This window comes from Arthrobacter luteolus NBRC 107841, from assembly GCF_001552075.1.
Lineage (GTDB): Bacteria > Actinomycetota > Actinomycetes > Actinomycetales > Micrococcaceae > Arthrobacter_B > Arthrobacter_B luteolus.
Genome location: NZ_BCQM01000001.1, coordinates 717419 through 734111 on the forward strand (window position 1 = coordinate 717419; position 16693 = coordinate 734111).

Below are 16693 nucleotides of genomic sequence, written 5' to 3' on the forward strand. Positions count from 1 at the left end.
CGGATGCTCAGCGTCCGCGCTGGCCGGAGCCTTCGGCCGTATCGGTGCCGGTAACCTGCAGGACGTACTTCCCGTCTGCTTCGACCAGTTCCGGCTGGTACACGGCGGTGGGCCGGCGGTGCGCCAGGTAGGCGATGCAGCCGCGGGCCTTCGCCAGCTTCTCGATCATCAGCAGCACCGCCGGAACGGTGAGCTGTTCCAGCGTCAAACCGACGGTATCCGGCTGGCCGACCTCGTCGCCGAGTCCGGTGGTGTTCTGCCGCTCCGCTTCACGGGCCGCAACGCACCACTGGCCCCACACACCCTTGCCCTCGAGCAGGGAGGTCTCCTGTCCGATGGGCTGGACGGCGGCGAAGTAGCGGGTATCAAAGCGGCGAAGCGCAAAGTCAGCCGTCCGCCAGTTGGAAAGCGCCCGCAGCAGGTCGGTGCGCAGTCCCAGCCCGCGGCGGGAAAGGAGCTCCGGGAAGGACTTCTCCCCGGCGGCAATACCAACGCGTGCCGCCATCCAGTCCGGCCCGCGGTTGCTCTCCAGCAGCGTGGACGAATCCGGTCCGGCCAGCAGCACCCCGGTCTCTTCGAACAGCTCGCGGATCGCCGCCACCACATGCCGCCTGGCCTGCTGCGGATCATCCATGCCCAGGGCCTTGGCCCAGTCCGAGGGTGACGGACCGTACCAGGCCACGGGATCGTCGTCGGCGGGTTCCAGGCTGCCGCCGGGGAACGCTATCTTCCCCAGCGGTGACTCGCCGCCGCGGTACCGCAGGAACGTTTCCGCGCCCTCGCGGGAGTCGCGCAGCAGCAGTACCGACGACGCCGGCCGCGGTTTGCGCGGGGCGGTTTCGCCGCGTTCGAACCAGCTTTCAGCTGCTGCCTCCTGCCACGGAGGCAGCTGGAAGTAGCGGGTGGGAAAACTAGGCAAATTCAGCGATCACTTCCACTTCCACCGGTGCATCCAGCGGAAGTACGGCAACGCCGACGGCGGAACGGGCATGGCTGCCAGCCTCGCCGAAGACCTGGGCGAACAGTTCGGAGGCACCGTTAATGACGCCGGGCTGTCCGGTAAAGGACGGGTCCGATGCCACAAAACCAACAACCTTGACGATCCGGGTCACCCGGTCAAGGTCGCCGATTTGTGCCTTGATCGCGGCAAGGGCGTTCACGGCGCAGCGGGCTGCATACGCTTTCGCGTCCTCGGCGGAGACTTCCGCGCCGACCTTGCCGGATGCGGGCAGCGCACCGTCAATGAACGGCAGCTGGCCCGAGGTGTAGACATGGTTTCCAGTCACAACAGCCGGAACGTAGGCAGCGACAGGTGCCGCCACGCCGGGGAGTGTCAGGCCCAGTTCGGCCAGGCGGCGCTCGACGGCGGAAACAGCCTCCGGTCCGGCGCTCATCAGGCTTTCTCCCGCTTCATGTAGGCCACGGCACCGGTGCCGTTGGGGGCCGGGGTGATCTGCACGAGCTCCCAGCCTTCTTCGCCGTGCATGTTCAGGACCGCGCCCGGAGTATGGAGGGGCAGCGGTGTGATGAAGTATTCCCATTTGCTCATGATCCAAAGACTAGCGTGTGCTTGTAGACTGATCGGCATGGCAGCTCGCAAATCTCCTTTTTTTGACACGGCTACCACGCTGGGCAAAATTGTCGCTTTTTTTGGTGTGAGCACGCTGTGCGGCGTTCTCGCCGCCGGACTGCTGGTTCCTGCAGCTGCTGCTGCCGGCACGGCTGCCTCCGGTTCGCTGCAGTTCTTCGACCAGCTGCCGTCTGAGCTGCAGCGCGGTGCCCTGGCACAGCCCTCCAAGATCTATGCCAATGACGGTTCGCTGATCGCGACGCTTTATGAGGAGAACCGCCAGCCGGTCACCCTCGATGAGGTCTCGCCCCACATGGTGGACGCGATGCTCGCGATTGAAGATGACCGGTACTACGAGCACGGCGGCGTGGACCTGCAGGGCATCTTCAGCGCCGTCATCTCCAACGTCACCTCCGACCGGACCCGCGGTGCCTCGACGATCACCCAGCAGTACGTGAACAACGTGATCATCGATACCAACATGCAGGAGGGCGGCGAGGTCGTCTTCAGCGGGCAGAAGACTGTCGGCGACAAGCTGCGCGAAATCAAGCTGGCCATCGCCGTCGAAAAAGAACTGAGCAAGGACGAGATCCTTGAGGGCTACTTCAACATCGTCCCGTTCAGCGGAACCACGTTCGGCGTCCAGGCGGCGTCGAAGTACTTCTTCAACGTGGATGCCAAGGACCTGAGCATCGCCCAGTCCGCGCTGCTGGCCGGCGTCGTCAATGGCCCCACGTACTACAGTCCGGAGCTGAATCCGGAGCGTTCGCTGGAGCGCCGGAACCTGGTGCTGAACGCCATGCTGGATAAGGGCCGCATCACGCAGGAGGAGCACGACGCCGCGGTTGCCACCGGCCTGGAACTGAACCTGACCCCGGTCCTCAACGGCTGTGTCGGCGCCGAGCAGGCACCCTACTTCTGTGACTACGTCAAGCAGCTGGTGCTCAACGACGAGCGCTACGGCGCCACCTACGACGACCGGAACAAGCTGCTGTACCGCGGCGGCCTGAGCATCAACACCACGCTGGACCCGGTCCTGCAGAACGCGGCACAGACCGCGATCAACGAGACCGCTAACCCGGACACCACCGACGCGGAGATCGGCCACTCCATGGTCAGCGTCGAGCCGGGCACCGGCGCCATCAAGGTGATGGCACAGAACACCCGGTTCACGCCTGAGCTGGCCGACGGAAACTCCGTGCAGAACTTCAACGTGGACGCGTACCAGGACGGCGATCCAAACAAGTACCTCAACGGCCTGGGCGGGTTCCAGCCCGGCTCAACCTACAAACCGTTCACCGTCGCCGCGTGGCTCGACGCCGGCAAGACGCTGAACACCACGCTCAACGGCAGCAAGCGCACCTACCCCGCCGGGACCCGCTGGAATGCCAGCTGCTACGGCGGTGCCTATGTCAGCACTGAGCCCTGGACGCCGATCAACTACGGCGACACCAACTACAAAAACACCACGGTGATCGACGGCCTGGCCAACTCCTTCAACACGATCACGCTGGCCGAGGCCCGGGAACTGGATCTCTGCAAGTTCCAGGAGATCGCCTTCGCCGCCGGGGTGCACAACGGCAAGGGCGCCTCCGGCGAACGGGAAATGCTCTCGGTTGATCCGCCGTCCACCTTCGGTGGCGGCGGCGACGCTTCGCCGCTGTCCATGGCCACCGGTTTCGCGACTTTCGCGGCCGAGGGCCTGAAGTGCGAGCCGCGGGCCCTGGTCTCCGTGAAGACTCCGGAAGGAACCGATCTTCCGGTGCCGGAACAGGACTGCGAACAGGTGATGAAGAAGGAAGTTGCGCAGGGTGTCAACATGGCAACCCAACGCGTGATGACCAACGGCTCCGGCATCAACCTGCAGGTCGGCGTGCCGACGGCAGGGAAGACCGGCACCAACGACTTCCGGTCCCAGACCTGGTTCATGGGGTACAGCACCGGGCTGTCCACCGCCACCTGGATCGGCAACTGGAAAGCCAACAACACCACCATGTCGGACAAGCTGATCGGCGGACGGATCTATCCTGAGGTCGACGGTTCACTGATCGCCGGTCCCTCCTGGAAGAACTTCATCCAGCGCGTGGCCGGACAGTACGAAGCCAATCCGTTCACCAACCCGCCGGCCAGCGTCATCGGCCAGACACCGGCACCGCCGCGCTCCACCCCCGCGCCCAGCAATTCCGGCACGGGCAACAACAACGGCGGCAATAACGGCAACTCGGGCAACAACAACAATTCGGGAAACAACGGCAACGACCAGGACAACGACTAGCCTTGACGACCCGGAACGCCTTCCCGGCGCTTAAGACAGCGGCCTGGGCCGCCGGCAGCGTGGCCGCTGCCGGCGCCGGGGCTTTCGCCTACGGTTCGCTCATTGAGCGGAACCTCTTCGGCATCCGCACCGAGACTGTCGCTGTGCTTCCGCCGGGCAGCAAACCCCTGCGGGTCCTGCATCTTTCCGACATCCACTACGTGCCGGGGCAGGCCCGCAAGACCCGCTGGCTGCGCTCGCTCGCGGACCTTGAGCCGGATCTGGTGGTCAACACCGGGGACAATCTCAGCCATCTGGAGGCGATTTCGCCGCTGCTGGAGTCGCTGAAGCCGCTGATGCGGTTTCCGGGCGTGTTTGTTCCGGGCTCCAACGACTACTACGCCCCGGTGCTGAAGAACCCGTTCACGTACTTCACCTCGCCGTCCAAGCTGCGCAAAGAACCCCGGAAACTCCCCTACGGGCAGATGTTTTCCGCCTTCGGCAACGCAGGATGGATAGACCTGACCAACCGGAACCAGTCCATGGTCCTGGGCGGACTCCGGCTGGATTTCTCCGGCGTCGACGATCCCCATCTGAAGCGCGACCGCTACGCTGGCTTCCCGGCCGGGAGCGCGTCCTCGGGCAATGCCCGGCACCTGCGGATCGGTGTCGCCCATGCCCCCTACCAGCGGGTGCTGGATTACTTCACCGACGGGGGCGCCAAACTCATTCTCGCCGGGCACACCCACGGCGGGCAGGTCTGCATCCCGGGCTACGGCGCGCTGGTCAGCAACTGCGACCTGCCGACCTGGCGGGCCAAGGGCCTCACTGATTGGGAGCACAACGGGCGGAGCGTTCCGTTGAACGTTTCTGCGGGCATCGGTACCTCCCGGTTCGCGCCGGTTCGTTTCGCATGCCGGCCCGAGGCCGTGCTCCTCACGCTCACTCCCCCAGCCGGATAACAGCCCCGGCCGGCCGAGGTGCTGCCCCGGAATCCGCGGGCCGTTTCTGGCTGACGCCGTTCTGCCCCGCGGGTCCCGTGGCCTACGATTGAGCGGTAACGCGGTCCGCACCCACCGTGCGGCCAGCCCGGCACGAAGAGGATCCATGCCCCCGCAGACAACTTTGTGGCAGTCCCTGGGGCGTCTGTACCCGCACATCAAACCGATTCTTCCGCGCCTGTTCCTTGGTTTCCTCTGTGCCGTGGGTGCCAGCATCGTCGCTCTGGCCATCCCGCAGGTGCTGCGGATCCTGGTGAATTCCTATCTGCAGCCCGAGGCCCCGTCTTCCGCACTGTGGTGGGCCACCGGCATCGTCCTGCTGCTCGGCATCCTGGAAGCGGCGTTTATGGCCCTGCGGCGGCAGTTCGCCATCGCCCCGGCCACCACTGTGGAGACCGGGCTGCGCACCTCGTTCTACCGGCATCTGCAGGACCTCTCGGTAGCTTTCCACGACCGCTGGGGCTCGGGCCAGCTGCTTTCCCGGGCGATGAGCGACTTGAACCTGATCCGCCGCTGGATGGCTTTCGGCGCGATGATGCTGATCGTCACCGCCCTGACCGTGGTCATCGGCATCACCATCATGTTCTTCACCAGCTGGCAGCTGGCGCTGGTGTTCCTGCTGGCTGCCGTCCCGATCATCGTCTACGGCTTCCGGTTCCGGCGCTTTTACGGCCGGGTCTCCCGGCAGAGCCAGGACCAGGCCGGAGACCTGGCTACCACCGTGGAGGAATCGGTCCACGGCATCCGCGTGCTCAAGGCCTTCGGCCGCAGTACGGAAGCGCTGGACGCGTTCGAGGAACAGGCCCAGGGCCTGCGCCAGACCGAGGTCTTCAAGGCGAACTCCCTGGCGAAGTTTTCCCTGGTGGTCACCCTGCTGCCGGAAGCCGCATTGGCCGTGTCCCTGGTCTGGGGCATCCTGCTGGTCAACGCCGGGGAGCTAAGCATCGGCGCCCTGGTCGCGTTCTTCGCCACCGCCGCCGTCGTCGCCGGTCCGGTCGAATCCATGGGGCCACTGCTTTCCATGACCCTTACCGCGAAAACCGCGATCGACCGGCACTTCGAGGTCATGGACGCCCGGCGCACCATCGCTGATCCGGCGCAGCCCCGCCGGCCGCAGCAGGTACACGGCCATCTGGCGTTCGAGGATGTCCATTTCGCCTACCCGGATGCGGACGGAGATCGGCCGGATGTGCTCGACGGTGTCACCCTGGACCTGCGCGCCGGCGAAACCATGGCGCTGGTTGGGATCACCGGCAGCGGCAAGTCCACCCTGCTGCAGCTGGTGCCCCGGCTGTACGACGTGACCGGCGGGAATATCCGGATCGACGGCATCGACCTCCGCGACTACGCTTTGGAAGAGCTGCGCTCCATTGTGGCCGTCGCGTTCGAGGACACCACCCTGTTTTCCAGCTCGGTCCGGGACAACGTCCTGCTCGGTGCAGATCCCGGTACCGGCGCCGAGGCGGAGCTCCTGCTGCGCGAAGCCCTCGACGTGGCGCAGGCCCAGTTCGTCTATTCGCTTCCCGACGGTACTGACACGCTGATCGGCGAGGAAGGCCTCAGCCTCTCCGGCGGTCAGCGCCAGCGGATCGCCCTGGCCCGGGCCATCGCCGCGCGGCCCAGCGTCCTGATCATGGACGATCCACTTTCCGCCCTGGACGTGCGCACCGAGGAACTGGTGGAACACCGGCTGCGCGAAGTCCTGGCCGAGACCACCACGCTGGTGGTGGCGCACCGGCCCTCAACGGTGAGCCTCGCCGACCGGGTGGCACTGCTGGAAAGCGGACGGATCACGGCCGTGGGAAGCCACGCCGAACTGCTGGCGGCAAACGAGCATTACCGGCATGTCATCGCCAGCCTGCCCGCCACCCCGCAGGACCTGGACAGCCAGCTGGAATCCGGTGACGAAGACGAGGTGGTCCTGTGAGCCGGTTCAGCATCCGCCGCGGCGGCGCTCCCCTGCCCGGGGAGAACGGCAGCCCGGCGGCAGCCACCGGAACCGCGGGCGAGGACAACCTCAACCTGGACCGGGCGGAGAACCAAGCCGTCCGCCGTCGTTCACTGGCCCTGCTCCGTTCCCTGCTGCTCCCCAACCGCGGCCGCTTTATCCTCACCATCGTCCTGGTGGTCATTTCCCAGGCCGCCCGCGTGGCCGGCCCGGCGATCATCGCCTACGGCATCGACCATGCCCTCCCGGCCCTGCGCAGCGGGAGCTCGGTTCCGCTGCTGCTCTCCGGCGGCGCGTACCTGCTCGCGGCGGTGCTGGCCGCCGCCCTGACCGCGGGCTACGTCCGGTCGACGGCGCAGCTAAGCCAGGCGATGCTGCTGGATCTGCGCCTGCGGGTCTTCCGGCACACCCAGCGGCTCAGTCTGGAATTCCACGAAAGGTACACCTCCGGGCGGATCATTTCGCGGCAGACCTCTGACCTGGAGGCACTGCGGGAACTGCTTGATTCCGGAATCAGCTCACTGGCGTCCGGGGCGATGTACATGCTCTTCGTGGCAATCAGTATCTTCGCCCTGGACTGGCGCACCGGAGTCCTGCTTTGTGTCGCCTTTGTACCGATGTACCTGCTCACACGCTGGTACCAGAAGCGCTCCCAGATCGCCTACCGCGCTTCCCGGGTCACCTCTGCCCGGCTGATCGTGCACTTCATCGAAACCATGACCGGCATCCGGGCCGTGAAGGCCTTCCGCCGCGAGAAGGTCAACGCAGAGAAAAATGACGAGCTGGCCGAGGATTACCGCCGGGCCACGCTGCGCTCCATCAACCTCAACGGCGTTTTCCAGCCTGGACTGATCCTGATCGGCAACGCCACGGTGGCTCTGGTACTGCTGGTGGGCGGTTACCGGGTGCTCGACGGCGGCATGGAAGTCGGCGCGCTGCTGGCACTGCTGCTGTACACCAAGCGCTTCTTCCAGCCGGTGGACCAGATGGCCATGTTCTACAACTCCTTCCAGTCGGCCTCCGCCGCACTGGAGAAGGTGTCCGGTCTGCTCGAAGAGATTCCCACTGTGCGGCCGCCGAAACACCCGGTGTCCCTCCCGGAGGCCAGTGGAGACATAAGGTTCGACGGCGTGGAGTTCCGTTACGGCGACGGCCCGGTGGTCCTGCCGCGGATGGACCTGCACATTCCTGCCGGGCAGACGGTGGCCCTGGTGGGCCAGACCGGCGCCGGCAAGTCGACCCTGGCCAAGCTGATCGCCCGCTTCTATGACCCGTCCTCCGGTGCCGTGCTGCTGGACGGGGTGGACCTACGGGACCTGACCCAGCGGGACCTGCGCCGCGCCGTCGTGATGGTGACCCAGGAGGCGTTCCTGTTCAGCGGCTCGGTGGCAGAGAATATTGCCCTGGGCAAACCCGGGGCCTCGCAGGAGGAGATTGAGGCGGCGGCCCGGGCGGTCGGAGCCCACGAGTTCATCGGATTGCTTCCCGAGGGGTACCAGACCGATGTGAACAAGCGCGGCGGCCGGGTCTCCGCCGGGCAGCGCCAGCTGATCAGCTTTGCCCGCGCGTTCCTGGCCGACCCGGCGGTGCTGATCCTGGATGAGGCAACCTCGTCGCTGGACATCCCCAGCGAACGGCTGGTGCAGCAGGGCCTGAAAACCCTCCTGGGCAACCGGACCGCGCTGATCATCGCGCACCGGCTTTCCACGGTGGAGATCGCCGACCGCGTGCTGGTGATGGCGGACGGCGAGGTCGTTGAGGACGGCACCCCGAAGGATCTGACCAGCGGTACCGGACGGTTCGCAGCATTGAACGCTGCCTGGCAGGATTCGCTCGTCTAGTGTGTTTCGCCTCCCCCAGGAGCTGAATTTCGCGCTCCCGCAGGTTGTCGAGTACACTTGTAAAGTTGCTTGGCCGGGAGGGAAACCTTCCACCGGCAGTGGTTACGGGGTGTGGCGCAGCTTGGTAGCGCGCGTCGTTCGGGACGACGAGGTCGCAGGTTCAAATCCTGTCACCCCGACCAAAACAATGAAGGACCCGCTGTTTTCAGCGGGTCCTTTTTTGTTGCCTTCTGCTAGGTCACCCTCGAGGGCAAACCCACCGGCAAAGAATGCGGAATACGGCTCCGTTCCGGCCACTGATCCTGATGCCCTTGCATCATCCTGTCCCGGCGGTAAGCTCAGGTTCACTTTCTGCCTAGCCCCCCAGGAGCCCCCCATGGCTGTTCGTGTTGACCTCAACATCTCCCTCGACGGATACGCCACCACCACAGACCAGACCCCGGAGAATCCATTCGGGCAGGATTGGGGCCGGCTCGTTGGCCCGTATGCCGCGACCCGGACCTTCCGGGAGCGGGTACTGCTTGAGACCGGCGGTGAAGGGACCACAGGTGTGGACGACAAGTACGCCCAGGCCTACTTTGATCAGATCGGGTCGGAAATTATGGGAGCTGGCATGTTTGGCCTGCACAACTTCCCTGACGATCCGGATTGGCAGGGCTGGTGGGGCGACGAGCCGCCGTTCCGGGTCCCGGTCTACGTTCTGACCCATACGCCGCGCCCGCCGGTCGAAATGGCTAACGGAACCAGGTTCGAGTTCCTCACCGCCTCCCCCGAGGAAGCCCTGGAACTGGCCACGGAAACTGCCGGGGGCAAGGACATCCGGGTCGGCGGTGGCCCGACGGTGGTTAAGTCGTTCCTGGAAGCCGGGCTGGTCGACCAGCTGCACGTAGGCATCGCCCCTATCCTGCTGGGGCGCGGCATCAACCTGTGGGAAGGTCTCCGCGGCCTCGAAGACGCCTACGACGTCAGTGCGGAAACAGCGGAGAGCGGGACGATCCACCTGACGTTCCGGGGGTGAGACGCAGGGCCGAGACGCAAAACGGCCCCGGGAAATCCCGGGGCCGTGGGCAGGAAAGCTAGACGAACGTCTTTCCGGTCAATCGCTCGTACGCGTCGATGTAGCGGGCGCGGGTGCGCTCGACGACGTCGGCCGGCAGCGCGGGAGGCTGGGTGTCCGAGGCCTTGTCCCAGCCGGATTCCGGTGACGTGAGCCAGTCCCGGACGTACTGCTTGTCGAAGGACGGCTGCGCCTGGCCCGGCTCGTACAGGGAGGCATCCCAGAACCGCGAGGAATCCGGGGTCAGCACCTCATCGCCCAGGGTGACCAGGCCGGTGGCCGGATCCAGGCCGAACTCCACCTTGGTGTCCGCCAGGATGATCCCCCGCTCCCGGGCAATCGCCTCGGCGGTGGTGTAGATCTCCAGCGTCAGGTCGCGGATCTTCGCGGCGGTCTCGGCACCCACGGCGGTGACGACGGCGTCGTAATTAATGTTCTCGTCATGCTCGCCCACCTCAGCCTTGGCTGACGGCGTGAAAATCGCCGGCTCCAGCCGCGAGCCGTCGACCAGGCCGGCCGGCAGCGGCACGTCGCAAACGGTCTGCGAGTTCTTGTACTCGAGAAGCCCGGAACCGGTGAGGTAGCCGCGGGCGATGGCCTCCACCGGGTACATCTCCAGCTTCCTGCAGATCATGGCGCGCCCGGCGACTTCGGCCGGAACACCTTCGTCCGCGGAAATCACGTGGTTGGGAATGCTCTTCAGCTGGTCGAACCACCACAGGCTGAGCTGGGTCAGGATCCGGCCCTTGTCCGGGATGGTGCTGGAAAGCACGTGGTCGTAGGCGCTGATCCGGTCGCTGGCGACCACCAGCACCCGGTCATCCGGAGCGTCCGTGCCGGCCGGAACGTACAGGTCGCGGACCTTCCCGGAGTAGATGTGCTGCCAGCCCTGCAGCTGCGGTGCCTCGCTCATGAAAGTTCCTTCTCGTTGTCGACGCCCGCGCTGCCGGCCGGCACCACGATTTCGCCGCGGGAGGCCTTGAGCGCAATGTCGGTCCGGTGCTGCGAGCCCTCCAGGCCGATCTCGGCGACGCCGGCATACGCGAGGTCCCGTGCCTGCACCAGGTCCTGGCCCAGGGCCACGACGGCGAGCACCCGGCCTCCGGCGCTGACGATCTCCGCGTCATCGATCCGGGTTCCGGCGTGCAGCACGTGCACACCCTCGATCGCTTCCGCTTCCACCAGACCCAGGATCGGGTCTCCGGTGCGCGGTGTGTCGGGGTAGTTTTCAGATGCGACGACGACGGCGACGGCGGTGCGCGCGTCCCACTTCAGCTGCTCCATGGCATCCAGCTCGCCCTTGGCGGCAGCCAGCAGCAGCCCGCCGAGCGGAGTCTTCAGCCGGGCCAGAACGGCCTGGGTTTCCGGATCGCCGAAGCGCGCGTTGAATTCGATGACGCGCATCCCGCGGGAGGTGAGCGCCAGCCCGCAGTACAGCACACCGACAAACGGTGTGCCGCGGGCAGCCATTTCATCCACGGTTGGCTGGGCGACGCGGGCAATAACGTCGTCGACCAGGTTTGCCGGCGCCCACTCGAGCGGCGAGTAGGCACCCATGCCGCCGGTATTGGGGCCTTCATCGTTGTCGAAGATGCGCTTGAAGTCCTGCGCGGGGGCGAGCGGCACCACATGCCGCCCGTCGGAGAGGACAAAGAGGGAGACTTCGGGGCCGTCGAGGTATTCCTCGATCACCACGGTGCCGCCGGCGTCGAAGCAGGCTTCGGCGTGGGCCAGGGCTTCATCCCGGTCGGACGTAACGACGACGCCCTTCCCAGCCGCAAGCCCGTCGTCCTTGACCACGTACGGCGCACCGAAGGTGTCCAGCGCGTCCGCGGCTTCCTCAGCCGTGGCGGCCACCCGGGCCATCGCGGTGGGGACATTGGCAGCGGCCATGATCTGCTTGGCGAACGCTTTCGATGCTTCGAGCTGGGCCGCCTCGCGGGACGGGCCGAAGACCGGGATACCGGCTTCGGCCAGCGCGTCGGATACGCCGGCGGCGAGCGGAGCCTCAGGCCCGACAATCACGAGGTCTGAACCGAGGCTGCGGGCCAGTTCGGTCACGGCCGCGGGATCGCTGGCGTTGACGGGATGGACTGGCACAATCTGGGCGATTCCGGCGTTTCCGGGAGCCGCATGGACTTCCGAAACGTAGGGGTCGGCCAGCAATGCCCGGACAATGGCGTGTTCGCGGCCACCGGGGCCAACAACGAGAACCTTCACAATCATTCAGCGTACTGGCAGGGACGCGCGGCCTGAAAGCCGGGGCATCAGCATGACGGCGGCCGACGGTACCGGTTTCACCCGGAGGCGTTGCCCGCGCCGTGGGCGGAGCGGATAGTAAAGAGCGGCGGGCTCTTTGGGTTCGCCGGTGCGGGCAATGCGGCAGGCGGGCTCGATGGCTGTGCCGGGGCGGTCATCGCGCCCCTGCCTCACCGCGCGCGTCGGCTCACATTTTCCGGACCCCGCGTCGGCCCGCTCCCCTACACCGGCAACAACCTTCCGCGGATACCAGCGCGCGTCCCGGGCTGCGCGCCGGACTTTCGTAGACTGGCAGTATGCCTGCCACTTTTACTGCCGCTGATGCCGTCGAACTCGCCGTTGTGGAACGCAACGGTTTCATCGAGTCACGGCATGTGGGGTCCGCCGTCGTCCTCTCGGCTGACGGGTCGGTGGTCACTGCCCTCGGCGACATCACTACGCCGGTCTTCCCCCGTTCCTCCCTCAAGCCCTTTCAGGCGGTCGCCGCGATGCAGGCCGGCGTTCCCCTGCGAGGACCGCAGGTGGCTCTCGCCGCGGCCAGCCATACGGGCGCGAAAGAACATACCGACGTCGTCCGCGGCATGCTGGAGGCCGCAGGCCTGACCGAAGAGCACCTGCAGTGCCCGGCGGACTGGCCGCAGAACGAGGAAGCGCGGACAGCGCTGATCCGCTCCGGCGCCGGGAAACAGAAAATTGCGTTCAACTGTTCCGGGAAGCATGCAGCCTTCCTCTGGGCCTGCACCGAAAACGGCTGGGACACCGCAACCTACCTGGATCCGCAGCACCCAATGCAGCAGGGCGTCGCCCGCGTTGTCGAAGAATACTGCGGGGAAACACCTGCCCACTGGGCCGTGGACGGCTGCGGAGCTCCGCTGGCAGCGGTTTCCCTGACCGGACTGGCCCGGGGCATCGGCCGGCTGGCCCAGGCCCCGTCCGGCAAGCACGGTGACGCGCGTGCCGCCACCGTGGCCACCGCCATGCTCGACTACCCCTGGGCCGTGCACGGTGCGGGCAAGGAAAACACCATTGTGATGGAGGACCTCGGTGTCATCGCCAAGAGCGGTGCCGAAGGCGTCCTGGTCCTGGGTACCAGCACCGGCGTTGCCGTTGCCCTGAAGATGCTCGACGGCAACGGACGGGCTGCAACCCTGGTGGGCCTGACCCTGCTTGCGGCCAGCGGTGCGATCGACCCGGAAGCCGTTTTCAAGGTCCTCGCCAAGGTTGTCCCGCCGGTCCTCGGCGGCGGCAACCCGGTCGGGAGTCTCCGGCTGGCCGCCCCCGTCACCGCACTGCTGGACTGAGGCATGGCACGGCGCAGGATTTCCGCCGCCGACGGCCGGGCAGCACTTTCCGCTGCGGCTGCGGCTGCAAGTGGAACAGACCGGACGACGACGGCGACAGCCGTGCGCTTTGCGCTCGAGGAGCTGGCGGAGCGGGTACCGGGCAACAGCGTGGAAGTGCGGGTGCCGCCGTTTGGCGTTACCCAATGCATCCCGGGGCCGCGGCATACACGCGGTACACCGCCCAATGTGGTGGAGACAGACGCGGCCACCTGGCTTGCCCTGGTGACCGGTTCGCTGTCCTGGACCGGCGCCGTCGCCGCCGGGAAAGTCTCTGCCTCGGGGCTTCGCGCAGACCTGTCCGAGTGCCTTCCGCTGTTCCCGGAGCTTGGGACCGGCGTCGGACAGTAGCCTCTACTGCCGGTAGAATTCCCGTATGACTTCCGAGCAGCACAGCCCTGAGCGGCGCGAGATCACCATTCGCCGCGCTCCCCGCTTCGTTCCCTTTATGGTGCTGGGCGCGGTTGCCGCCTTTGTTGTGGCCGTGGTGATGGCCTACACCGGGCCGGAGAACCCGCAGTACACCCGTGAGTCAGTTCTGGGCTTCTTTTTCGTGATCCTCGCGCTTCCCGGCGTGGGACTGGGCTCGATCGCTGCGCTCGTCCTGGACCGGATCAGTGTCCGCCGTGCCAAGCACGCCATCGTCGAAGCAGCTGATGACGAGCCCGGTAACACCGGCGGATCCCCCGCCGCGTAACGCTCTGCCCCAGAACCGGCTGCACGCGGCGGTCATGAGAGAATAATTCCTATGGCACGCGGTGACGGAAAGCTTTCCCACGATCTCATGCCCGGCGAGAAAGGACCGCAGGATGCCTGCGGCGTTTTCGGTGTCTGGGCCCCCGGCGAAGAGGTAGCGAAGCTTACCTACTACGGTTTGTATGCGCTGCAGCACCGCGGACAGGAGTCCGCGGGAATCGCAACCAGCGACGGCAAACGAATCAGCGTTTACAAGGACATGGGCCTGGTCTCCCAGGTTTTCGACGAGACCACCCTCAACACCCTGCTGGGGCACATCGCCATCGGCCACTGCCGCTACTCCACAACCGGCGGTTCCCACTGGGCCAATGCGCAGCCGACCCTCGGTGCGACAGCCTCCGGCACAGTAGCACTGGCCCACAACGGCAATCTCACCAACTCCGCAGAACTCTATGACCTGATCCTGGAACGCCAGGGCCGCCCCCGCGCGGGCGAAATCGCCCAGGGCAACACCTCTGACACGGCTCTGGTCACCGCGCTGCTCAACGGCACGGACGGCCGCACCCTGGAAGCAACAGCGCTCGAGCTGCTGCCCAAACTGCGCGGCGCGTTCTCCTTCGTCTTTATGGACGAAGGCACCCTGTACGCCGCGCGTGACACCTACGGCGTCCGCCCTCTGGTCCTTGGGCGGCTGAACCGCGGCTGGGTTGTCGCTTCCGAAGGATCTGCCCTGGCCACTGTCGGTGCTACCTTCATCCGCGAAATCAAGCCCGGCGAGTTCATCGCGATCGATGAAAACGGAGTCCGTTCGCAGATGTTCGGAGAACCGACCCCTGCCGGCTGCGTATTCGAATACGTTTACCTGGCCCGCCCGGATGCAACCATCAACGGGCGCTCGGTCTACGAATCCCGCGTGGAAATGGGCCGCCAGCTGGCCCGCGAAAACTCCGTGGACGCCGACATCGTGATTCCGGTTCCGGAATCGGGCACACCGGCCGCCGTGGGCTACGCCGAGCAGTCCGGTATTCCCTTCGCGCACGGTTTCGTCAAGAACTCCTACGTGGGCCGCACCTTCATCCAGCCCAGCCAGACCCTGCGTCAGCTGGGCATCAAGCTGAAGCTCAACGCCCTGGAATCCGTGATCCGCGGCAAGCGCGTAGTGGTGGTGGACGACTCGATCGTCCGCGGCAACACGCAGCGCGCCATTGTGCGGATGCTGCGCGAGGTCGGCGCGAAGGAAGTCCACGTCAAGATCTCCTCACCGCCCGTTCAGTGGCCCTGCTTCTACGGCATCGACTTCGCCTCCCGCGCCGAGCTGATCGCCAACGGCGCCGAGGTCGAAGAAATCTGCACCTCCATCGGGGCGGACACCCTGGCCTATATCTCTGACGACGGCATGATCGGGGCAACCCAGCAGCCGCGGGAGAAACTCTGCACCGCCTGCTTCACCGGCGAGTACCCCATCGAACTTCCCTCCGCTGACCGCCTGGGCAAGAACCTGCTGGAGAACTCCGCGGACGCGGACGGCTCCAATGGCTGCGATCCCGGCCCGGACAGCGAATTCGAGAACCTCCTGACACCGACAGACAAGAAAGAACCAGTATGAGCGCGAGCGAAAACGCCATCACCTACGCCTCCGCAGGTGTGGACGTCGAAGCCGGCGACAAAGCCGTTGAACTGATGAAGGCGGCCGTCAAGGCCACCCACAATGACAGCGTCATCGGCGGGGTCGGCGGATTCGCCGGACTCTACGACGTCTCCCGGCTCCTGACCTACAGGAAGCCGCTGCTGGCAACCTCCACAGACGGCGTCGGCACCAAGGTGGCCATCGCCCAGGCCCTCGATATCCACCACACCATCGGTTTCGACCTGGTTGGCATGGTTGTGGATGACATCGTGGTGGTTGGAGCCGAACCGCTGTTTATGACCGACTACATTGCATGCGGCAAGGTGGTCCCGGAACGCATCGCGGACATCGTCCGCGGCATCGCCGCAGCCTGCGAAGTTGCCGGCACTGCCCTGGTGGGCGGAGAGACTGCCGAGCATCCCGGACTGCTGGGCGTTGACGAGTACGACGTCGCCGGTGCCGCCACCGGCGTTGTGGAAGCTGCGGACCTGCTCGGCCCGGAGCGGGTGCGCAACGGTGACGTGGTTATTGGCCTGGCGTCCTCCGGTATCCATTCCAACGGTTACTCCCTGGTCCGCCGCGTGATCAACCACGCCGGCTGGCAGCTCGAACGCCAGATCCCGGAACTGGGACGCACCCTCGGCGAAGAACTGCTCGAGCCCACCCGTGTCTATGCCGCGGATTGCCTGGACCTGGCACGCTTCGCTCCGGCAGGTGTCCACGGCTTCAGCCACGTCACCGGCGGCGGGCTGGCCGCGAACCTGGCCCGGGTGCTGCCCAAGGGCATGGAAGCCACCATTGACCGCTCCACCTGGGAGCTTCCCCCGGTCTTCAAGCTCATTGGCGAACTGGGCAACGTTCCGCTTCCAGATCTGGAGCGGACACTGAACCTGGGGGTTGGCATGGTGGCGATTGTCGACGCCGCCGGAGCCGACGCTGCCCTAGCCCGCCTGGCCGAGCGCGGTGTTCCGGCCTGGACCATGGGAACTGTGGGAACAGCAGGGGAACCCGACACCGCTAACCCGGACTACGTCCAGGGCGCCAAGGGTGTCGACGGCGGCGCCGTCCGCCTGGTTGGCAGCTACGCCTAAGCGGTCACC

At 66.1% G+C, this 16693-nt stretch carries 15 protein-coding genes and 1 tRNA gene; 11 read left to right on the forward strand and 5 right to left on the reverse strand.

Annotation, left to right across the window (positions count from 1 at the left end; all coding sequences use genetic code 11):
* Nucleotides 1–7 precede the first annotated feature (7 nt).
* Genes AL3_RS03310 through sp36 form a run of 3 tightly spaced genes read right to left on the reverse strand, consistent with a single transcriptional unit; the run spans nt 8 to nt 1549 of the window.
* Entirely contained in the window at nt 8–919 is a 912-nt protein-coding gene (locus AL3_RS03310) for an NUDIX hydrolase (RefSeq protein WP_066296565.1), read from the reverse strand.
* Nucleotides 912–1394: a RidA family protein gene (locus AL3_RS03315; RefSeq protein WP_066296567.1), complete on the reverse strand. Its 483-nt coding sequence runs from the start codon at nt 1392–1394 to the stop codon at nt 912–914. The genes AL3_RS03310 and AL3_RS03315 overlap by 8 nt, the downstream gene beginning before the upstream one ends.
* Nucleotides 1394–1549: a Sp36 family protein gene (gene sp36, locus AL3_RS18300; RefSeq protein WP_151723881.1), complete on the reverse strand. Its 156-nt coding sequence runs from the start codon at nt 1547–1549 to the stop codon at nt 1394–1396. The genes AL3_RS03315 and sp36 overlap by 1 nt, the downstream gene beginning before the upstream one ends.
* 37 nt (nt 1550–1586) lie before the next feature.
* On the opposite strand from sp36, the gene AL3_RS03320 reads away from it, so the two are divergent.
* The 6 genes from AL3_RS03320 (at nt 1587) to AL3_RS03345 (ending at nt 9632) form a co-directional block, all read left to right on the forward strand.
* Nucleotides 1587–3845 carry a transglycosylase domain-containing protein gene (locus AL3_RS03320; protein ID WP_066296569.1) on the forward strand — a complete coding sequence of 753 codons (2259 nt, stop codon included), beginning with the start codon at nt 1587–1589 and terminating at the stop codon, nt 3843–3845.
* A gap of 2 nt (nt 3846–3847) precedes the next feature.
* Nucleotides 3848–4786 carry a metallophosphoesterase gene (locus AL3_RS03325; RefSeq protein WP_066296571.1) on the forward strand — a complete coding sequence of 313 codons (939 nt, stop codon included), beginning with the start codon at nt 3848–3850 and terminating at the stop codon, nt 4784–4786.
* Between the two features lie 145 nt (nt 4787–4931).
* Nucleotides 4932–6752 (forward strand): ABC transporter ATP-binding protein, encoded by a 1821-nt coding sequence (locus AL3_RS03330; RefSeq protein WP_066296573.1) that lies wholly within the window; start codon nt 4932–4934, stop codon nt 6750–6752.
* A gap of 32 nt (nt 6753–6784) precedes the next feature.
* The gene (locus AL3_RS03335) at nt 6785–8614 is read left to right on the forward strand and encodes an ABC transporter ATP-binding protein (protein WP_066297083.1); all 1830 of its coding nucleotides are present in this window, start codon (nt 6785–6787) and stop codon (nt 8612–8614) included.
* A 105-nt stretch (nt 8615–8719) separates the two neighbouring features.
* Nucleotides 8720–8796 (forward strand) — tRNA-Pro (locus tag AL3_RS03340).
* A gap of 194 nt (nt 8797–8990) precedes the next feature.
* Nucleotides 8991–9632: a dihydrofolate reductase family protein gene (locus AL3_RS03345; RefSeq protein ID WP_066296577.1), complete on the forward strand. Its 642-nt coding sequence runs from the start codon at nt 8991–8993 to the stop codon at nt 9630–9632.
* Nucleotides 9633–9690: 58 nt separating this feature from the next.
* Here AL3_RS03345 and AL3_RS03350 read toward each other — a convergent pair whose 3' ends face one another.
* Nucleotides 9691–10584, reverse strand: coding sequence for a phosphoribosylaminoimidazolesuccinocarboxamide synthase (locus AL3_RS03350; RefSeq protein WP_066296580.1), 894 nt, complete (start codon nt 10582–10584; stop codon nt 9691–9693).
* Complete coding sequence (purD, locus tag AL3_RS03355) at nt 10581–11891, reverse strand: phosphoribosylamine--glycine ligase (protein ID WP_066297084.1); 1311 nt, start codon at nt 11889–11891, stop codon at nt 10581–10583. Before purD ends, AL3_RS03350 begins: the two co-directional genes overlap by 4 nt.
* Before the next feature lie 335 nt (nt 11892–12226).
* Here purD and AL3_RS03360 point away from each other — a divergent pair, with 335 nt between their 5' ends.
* The 5 genes from AL3_RS03360 to purM are packed head-to-tail and all read left to right on the forward strand — an operon-like array spanning nt 12227 to nt 16684.
* Nucleotides 12227–13231 carry an asparaginase gene (locus AL3_RS03360; RefSeq protein WP_066296583.1) on the forward strand — a complete coding sequence of 335 codons (1005 nt, stop codon included), beginning with the start codon at nt 12227–12229 and terminating at the stop codon, nt 13229–13231.
* A gap of 3 nt (nt 13232–13234) precedes the next feature.
* Complete coding sequence (locus AL3_RS03365; protein WP_066296589.1) at nt 13235–13621, forward strand: sterol carrier family protein; 387 nt, start codon at nt 13235–13237, stop codon at nt 13619–13621.
* Nucleotides 13622–13646: 25 nt separating this feature from the next.
* Nucleotides 13647–13967, forward strand: coding sequence for a hypothetical protein (locus tag AL3_RS03370; protein ID WP_066296591.1), 321 nt, complete (start codon nt 13647–13649; stop codon nt 13965–13967).
* A 51-nt stretch (nt 13968–14018) separates the two neighbouring features.
* The gene (gene purF, locus AL3_RS03375; RefSeq protein ID WP_066296594.1) at nt 14019–15572 is read left to right on the forward strand and encodes an amidophosphoribosyltransferase; all 1554 of its coding nucleotides are present in this window, start codon (nt 14019–14021) and stop codon (nt 15570–15572) included.
* On the forward strand, nt 15569–16684 hold the full coding sequence (gene purM, locus AL3_RS03380) for a phosphoribosylformylglycinamidine cyclo-ligase (protein WP_066296596.1): 1116 nt from the start codon (nt 15569–15571) through the stop codon (nt 16682–16684). Before purF ends, purM begins: the two co-directional genes overlap by 4 nt.
* Nucleotides 16685–16693 lie beyond the last annotated feature (9 nt).